General features: G+C 73.3%; 6 protein-coding genes. 5 read left to right on the top strand and 1 reads right to left on the bottom strand.

The genetic code is table 11. The features are described from left to right. The coding region (locus tag KBZ04_RS13075; RefSeq protein WP_254992344.1) for a transglycosylase domain-containing protein at positions 1–2,002 on the bottom strand (2,002 nt) is incomplete at its 3' end. A gap of 59 nt (positions 2,003–2,061) precedes the next feature. Here KBZ04_RS13075 and KBZ04_RS13070 point away from each other — a divergent pair. From KBZ04_RS13070 to KBZ04_RS13050, 5 genes are read left to right on the top strand one after another with little or no spacing between them, the layout of a single operon-like run. Next, a complete protein-coding gene (locus tag KBZ04_RS13070; protein WP_254992343.1) occupies positions 2,062–2,346 on the top strand; it encodes a hypothetical protein in 285 nt (94 codons plus the stop codon). Further along, positions 2,343–3,053: an FHA domain-containing protein gene (locus tag KBZ04_RS13065; protein ID WP_254992342.1), complete on the top strand. Its 711-nt coding sequence runs from the start codon at positions 2,343–2,345 to the stop codon at positions 3,051–3,053. Before KBZ04_RS13070 ends, KBZ04_RS13065 begins: the two co-directional genes overlap by 4 nt. After that, positions 3,050–4,405 carry a protein kinase domain-containing protein gene (locus KBZ04_RS13060; RefSeq protein WP_254992341.1) on the top strand — a complete coding sequence of 452 codons (1,356 nt, stop codon included), beginning with the start codon at positions 3,050–3,052 and terminating at the stop codon, positions 4,403–4,405. Before KBZ04_RS13065 ends, KBZ04_RS13060 begins: the two co-directional genes overlap by 4 nt. A 3-nt stretch (positions 4,406–4,408) precedes the next feature. Further along, complete coding sequence (locus KBZ04_RS13055; RefSeq protein ID WP_254992340.1) at positions 4,409–5,146, top strand: vWA domain-containing protein; 738 nt, start codon at positions 4,409–4,411, stop codon at positions 5,144–5,146. After that, complete coding sequence (locus KBZ04_RS13050) at positions 5,143–6,510, top strand: protein phosphatase 2C domain-containing protein (RefSeq protein ID WP_254992339.1); 1,368 nt, start codon at positions 5,143–5,145, stop codon at positions 6,508–6,510. Before KBZ04_RS13055 ends, KBZ04_RS13050 begins: the two co-directional genes overlap by 4 nt. Positions 6,511–6,582: the final 72 nt, after the last annotated feature.

Raw genomic sequence — 6,582 nt, 5'->3', positions numbered from 1 at the left:
GTCGCTCACCGATCGGTGTGGTGACGCCGGCGGCCGGACAGGTGGCCAGGGAACGCACCGAGCCGCAGATGCCCAGGTCGTAGATACGTTTCACGCCGTGCAGGGGCACCGAGCGACCGCCGTTGGCGACCACGGCATAGGCCCCCGCCAGCTCGTAGAGGTAGGTCTCCTTGCCCCCCAGCACCATCGAGAAGCTCTCCTCCATCGGCGTGCTGATGCCGAGCTGGCGGGCCTTGGCCACCACCTTGTTCAGACCCGCCTGCTGGGCCAGCCGCAGGGCCACCACGTTCTCGGAGCTGGCGAAGCCCGCCGCCACAGTGGTGCTGCCACCCCCGCCCCGGCAGCCGGCCACGTAGGCCATTGGGGCGCAGGAGACGGCATCGCCCGGCTTCACGCCGGCCTCCAGGGCCGCCCGGCAGGAGTACAGCTTGAAGGTGGATCCGGGCTGACGCAGGGCCTGCACCCGGTCAAAGCTCGAGCGGCTGTAGTCGCCGCCGCCGACGTAGGCCAGGATCGCCCCGGTGGCGTAGTCGATCGAGATCAGGGCGCCCTGGGTGAGCCCGGCCCGGCCCCCCGGCCCCTCCAGGAACGCCTTCAGCTGCTTCTGGGCGATGGCCTGCAGGCGGGGGTCGATGCTGCTGATCACCGCGTAGTTGCCTCTGGCCTCCGCACTGCTGAGGTCGAGGGCGAAGCGTCGACCCTCCAGCTCGCCGATCACGTAGTCGCTGAAGAAGGGATAGCTGGAGTATGTGGACACGCCGCAGGCGGAGGGATCGATGTTCAGCGGTCGGCGGCGGGCGTCGATCAGCGCCTGGTCGGAGAGATAGCCCTCGGCGTGCATCCGCCCCAGCACCAGGTCACGGCGCTCCCGGCCCCAGGTGGGGTTTTCCCGGTTGCAGGGGCTGTAGCTGTTGGGGCTCGGCAGCAGGCCCACCAGGAACGCCGACTCCGCCACATCAAGGGCGCTGGCCGACTTGCGGAAATAGAGCTGGGCCGCCTGCTCGAACCCTTCGGCCCCCAGGCCCAGGTAGGCCCGGTCGAGGTACATCTTCAGGATCCGGTTCTTGCTGAAGCCCGCCTCCAGCTGCCAGGCCACCCACAGCTCCCGCAGCTTGCGGGCCACCGATACATCGGTGCCCACGGCCGGGTAGACCATGCGGGCCACCTGCTGGGCCAGGCCGCTGCCGCCGCCGGTGCCCTGCACCAGCGAACGCAGCGTGCCGAACAGGTCGATGCCGCTGTTCCAGCCGAAGCGGGAGTCCTCGGAGGCGATCAGGGCCTGGCGCAGGTGCAGGGGGTAGTCGGCCAGGGTGGGCAGGGCCGTCGAGGAGCCCTCGGCTGCATCGATCTGGCGACCATCGGTGGAGAACACCTTCACCGGCCCGCCCACCGACCGGATTGCGGAGCCGCCGGAGACGGTGGTGGCCAGCAGCAGACCCCCCAGGGCCACGCCCGAGCCGACGAGGGCGCCGATGGCCCCCCAGTGCACCAGCTGGCCCAGGGGACTGAGGGGATGGCGGTACACCAGGGTCGGCGCCTCCCCCTTCAGCGGCGAGCCGAGCTGCAGCTTGTCCCCGTCCCGCAGGTGAATGGCGCGGATGCGCCGATCGCGGTGAAACAGACCGTTGGCGGAGCCGAAATCCTCGCCGACATAGTCCGGATCACCCGGGCGCTCCTGCTCCACGATCGCGTGGACCCGGCTGACGCCGGTGGCGTCGGCCTGCAGCTCGCAGAGGGGATCCCGGCCGATGCGGTAACGGCCCCCCTCCAGCGCCAGGCGCCGGCGGCACTGGCCGCCGATCCAGAGTTCCAGCCAGGCGCCGTGGCGGTTCAGTTCCCCCAGGGCGGTGGCCACGGCCCGGCGACGACCCCCATCCGGGGCGGGGCGGCGAAGGGCCTGCCAGAGGCGGAGCCAACCCGTGGCGGGCGTGGGTGCGGTGGGCGGTTCGGTGCCAGGTGCGGTGATGGCGCCCGGCGACGCCTGCTCCGTCGTCCCCACCATCCCTGGCCCGTCTGCCTTGCTCCCATACGCTACCCGCAGCGATCGGAGCGGCCGGCCAGGTGGAGCAACGCCGGGATCCATGGGCACCCTTCCGCATCTGGACCGCCCTGACCATCGGGGTGTATGCGGTGCGGGCCACCTTTGCCGCCACCTGGGTGGGGGCGATCCCCGGCTGGGTGCTGCTGCTGCTGCTGCTGGTGGCCCTGGCCCTGGCGACCTCGGCCCTGTTGTCCCCCGGGCGGGTGATTCCCTGGCGGGAGGGGGAACCGATGGGCTGGTGGGGCCGGTTCCAGGCCGACCGGCGCCTGGACCGCCGGCGCAAGGACGGCGAGGATCCGCGATGAGCTCCCACCCCCGGCTGCTGCTGCGTGACGATCCCGGCCGGAGCGTGCCGCTGGATCCCCGCACGCCCCTCTCGATCGGTCGCGATCCGGCCAGCGGCCTCTGCCTGAGCCAGGCCCAGGGCGTCTCCCGCCACCACGCCCTGGTGCGGGTGTCGCGAACACGGGCCGGCCAGTGGCTGCTCTGCGACCTGGGCAGCGCCAACGGGACCTACCTCGAAGGCGCCCGGCTGCGGGACTGCCGGCCCCTCTCGGACGGCGACGAGATCCGGCTGGGCCTGCAGGGGCCGGTGCTGCAGTTCCGTGCCGCCGCCGCGAGCGCCGCCAGCGCCGCCGGCCGCCCTGCGGCTCCGGTGGTGGCCCAGCCGGCCGCCGGCCAGCTGGATTTCGCCGGCCAGTCCCTGCCCCTCGACCGGATCCGCTCGGCCTACGTGCGCAGCCGGCGGCGCCATCCCCAGGCCTTCAGCTGGTGGCTGCTGCTCTGCCTGGGCGGCCTGTTGCTGCTTCCCTTTCCCTGGCTGTTCTGGCCCCTGCAGCTGGGGGCGCTGGCGGGTTGGATCCTGCTGGGCTCCCGATGGGAGCACCTGCTGGAGGTGACGCTGCAGGACGGCCTGACCTACCGCCACCGCTTCGACAGCCTGGAGACCGCCCTGGCCCACCGCAACGGCATCCGCAGGGCCATGGCCCCGGCGGCGGGGCGGCGGCCATGAACTGGATCCTGCCGGAGGGCGCCAGCCTGGGCTTCGAGGGTCTGGCGGCCCCGCTCCAGATCATCCGCGGTCTCGGGGGCGGCACCCAGGGCCAGGTGTACGAGGTGGACCTGGAGGGGGAGCGGCTGGCCCTGAAGTGGTACCTGCCGGCCTGCATCGCCCGTGATGGGGCCCTGGAGCGGCGCCTGGAGGCGAGCATCCGGGCCACTGCCCCGAACGAGGATTTCCTCTGGCCCATTGCCCTGTTGCGGGCCAGTCCCGCCAGCCGCCCCCTGATCCGCCTCCGCCAGGAGAGCTTCGGCTACCTGATGCCCCTGCGGCCGACCGCCTACGTGGGCGCCTGCGAGCATGCCGCCGGCCGGCTGGCGATCGGCCTGCGCCAGGTGCTGCGGGCCTGTTTCGGCCTCGCCGACGCCTTCCACGCCCTGCACCTGGCGGGCCTCTGCTACAAGGACGTGTCGCTGGGCAACCTCTTTCTGGAGCCCGGCAGCGGCGGCATCCTCATCTGCGACAACGACAACGTGGCGGTGGATGGCGCCGACCATGGCGCGGTGCTGGGCACCCCGGGCTTCATGGCCCCGGAGGTGCTGCTGGGCCAGGCCCGGCCCGGCGCCGACAGTGACCTCTTCTCCCTGGCGGTGCTGCTGTTCCGGCTGCTCACCCGCCACGATCCGCTCAAGGGCCAGATGGAGCTGGCGATCCGCTGCCTTGACGAGCCGGCCCGCCGCCGCCTCTGTGGCGAGGACCCGGTGTTCATCTTCGATCCGCTGGACGACCGCAACCGGCCTGACCCGATCGAGCATGCGGCCGCCCTGATCACCTGGCCCATCTACCCCCGCCCCCTCCAGGCGCTGTTCGAGCAGACCTTCTGCCGCGGCATGAAGCAGCCCTCCCGGCGGGCCCTCACCGGGCAGTGGAAGCAGGAGCTGGCCCGCACCCTCGACCGCCGTGCCCTCTGCCCCGCCTGCGGCCAGGAAAACTTCCAGGCCAGCGGCGCCCCGGCGCTGTGCTGGAGCTGCGGTGCCCCCCTGCCGGAGCCGATCACGCTGCTGCTGCCCCATGGGGCGGTGCTGGCGGCGCCCGACAACGAGCTGCACGCGCACCACTTCGATGCCCTGGCCGGGGAGGATCTGCGCCGGCCGCTGGCCCGGGTGGTGGCCCATCCCCAGGACCACAGGCGGCTGGGGTTGCGCAACCTCCAGGCGACGACCTGGAGCGCCGAGACCCACGACGGCCGCGTCCAGCCGGTGCAGCCTGGCGAGAGCTGTAGCCTCGCCGCACTCGCCCGGATCCAGTCCCCGGCGGGTCCGATCGCCGTGCAGCGCCCCACCCGGCCATCCCCCGCCGCCTGATCCATGCCGTTTCCCGACGTCAAGCTGGCCAACCGGCCACTCCATTTCCTCTACCTTTGCGATTGCTCCGGCTCGATGGCGGCCTCGGGCAAGATGCAGGCCCTCAACCAGGCCATCCGCCAGTCGCTGCCGGGCATGGCGGCGGTGGCCCGGGACAACCCGGAGGCGCGGGTGCTGGTGCGGGCCGTGCGCTTCGCCGACCACGCCGCCTGGCACATCGAGACCCCCACGCCCGTGGACCAGCTGGAATGGCGCGATCTCCATGCCGGTGGCATCACGGCCATGGGGGAGGCCCTGAAGCTGGTGGCGGCGGCCCTGCAGACCCCGCCGATGGAGGTGCGCGCCCTGCCACCGGTGCTGGTGCTGATCTCCGACGGCCAGCCCACCGATGATTTCGCCGCCGGCTTCGAGGCCCTGCTGCGGGTGCCCTGGGCCCAGAAGGCGGTGCGCCTGGCCATCGCCCTGGGCCACGACGCCGACCTGGAGGTGCTGCAGCGGTTCATCGGCACGGAACCGGCGACGGCGGGCCGCTCGCCCCGCCGCCCCCTGCAGGCCAGCAATGCCACCTCCCTGGCCCAGTACATCCAGTGGGCCTCCACGGCGGTGGTGGGGGCCGCCTCGATGCCGGCCAGCCGGGTGAGCGAGACGCCCCTGGAGCCCGCGGCGGGCAACATTCCCCTGCCGGATCTGCCCCCCACCGTGCTGGATCTCACCGACGATGTCGGTCCCCTGGTGTGGTGAACCGCTGGGCGGCGCCGATCGCTGCCAGCCGGGCCGGAGCCGCCCACCTCAGGGCCGGCCGCCCCTGCCAGGACGCCGTGCTCTGCCGCGAGCTGCGCGACACCGATGGCCAGCCCGTGATGCTGATGGCGGTGGCCGATGGCCACGGCGGGCGCCGCTATCGGCGCAGCGAAGTGGGCAGTCGCCTGGCCTGCGAGACGGCCCTGGCCGTGGTGGCTGACGCCCTGGCCGCCGCGCCCCCGGGGGACGGGGAGGGGGGCTGGAGCCACTGGCTGGCCCACGACCTGCCCGAGGCGGTCCAGCGCCGCTGGATGGAGGCTGTGCAGGAGCACTGGCAGAGCGATCCCGGTGAGGGGGGCTTCGAGCCCCTGCTCTATGGCAGCACCCTGGGCCTGGTGGTGATGACGCCCCGCTGGTGGGGCCATACGGGCCTGGGCGACTGGGACCTGGTCCGGGTGGAGCCGGACGGCCATGCCCGGTTGCTGGAGCAGGAGAACGAACCCACGGCCCTCGGCGAGGCCACCTGCAGCCTCTGCCAGCCCCAGGCGGCGTCCCTGTTCGCCCGCCGGGCGGCCCTGCATCCCCTGGCGCCCGAGGAGCGCGACTTCGCCCTGGTGCTCTGCACCGACGGCATCCGCAAGTCCTGCGCCACCGACGCCGACTTCCTCACCCTGGCGGCCTGGTTGGCCGGCGGCGGTGCCGAGGCGGCCGGAGACCTGCCGGAGGCCCTGGATCGGATCAGCCGCGAGGGCAGTGGCGACGACGTGACCGTGGCGATCGGGCGTGCCGGGGCGCTTGGAGAGGGGCCGGTGTCGCTGCCCGTGCCTGCGGCGGTGACGGGACCCTCTGCGGTGGGTCCAGCTCCTGCCCAGGCTGTCCAGGCGTCCCATCCCCGCCCGCTTTCCCGACGGCGCCCGGCCATCGGCCGGGCCGTGGCCATCGGCCTCGCCCTGGCCGCTGCCGGTGCTGGCTGGCTGGCCCTGGTCTGGCCCCGAACCCAGGCCACGCCGCAGGTGGCGCCCATCTCACCCGGGCTGCGGGCCGCCCGGGCCGAGGTGGAGCGCCTCTGCAACCAGCCGGCCACCCTGCCCCTGCAACTGCGCCGCCGGCGAGAGCTGTTCGTCGCCCTGCGCCAGGGCCGGCAGGATCCGGGCCAGTTAAAAGCTGCGGCCGCGACGGATCCCCTGGCGGCCCTGATCGCGGCGGATCTCCCCACGGACCAACGCCCCAACGCCCCATCCCCAGCCCCCCAACCTGCTGCGGCCCAACCCCGCCGCGCCCTGCAGGGCCTCGGCGCCTGCCCGGCCCTGCTGGAGGCCCTCAGCCGGCAGTGGGCCCTGACTCCCGCCCTCCCCCCTCCCTGACCCCCATTGCCCTGCGTCAGCAGCTCGATTGCGCCGATCCCCTCGAGTGGGATCGCTGGCTGCCCAGTGGCC

The sequence above is a fragment of the Cyanobium sp. N5-Cardenillas genome (assembly GCF_024345515.1).
GTDB lineage: Bacteria > Cyanobacteriota > Cyanobacteriia > PCC-6307 > Cyanobiaceae > Cyanobium.
This window is presented reverse-complemented; position numbering and strand designations above follow the sequence as displayed.

What these genes read in the sequence shown, in the direction of transcription:
- KBZ04_RS13065 (WP_254992342.1), top strand. Translation starts at nt 2,343, where the DNA reads ATGAGCTCCCACCCCCGGCTGCTGCTGCGTGACGATCCCGGCCGGAGC.
- KBZ04_RS13060 (WP_254992341.1), top strand. Translation starts at nt 3,050, where the DNA reads ATGAACTGGATCCTGCCGGAGGGCGCCAGCCTGGGCTTCGAGGGTCTG.
- KBZ04_RS13055 (WP_254992340.1), top strand. Translation starts at nt 4,409, where the DNA reads ATGCCGTTTCCCGACGTCAAGCTGGCCAACCGGCCACTCCATTTCCTC.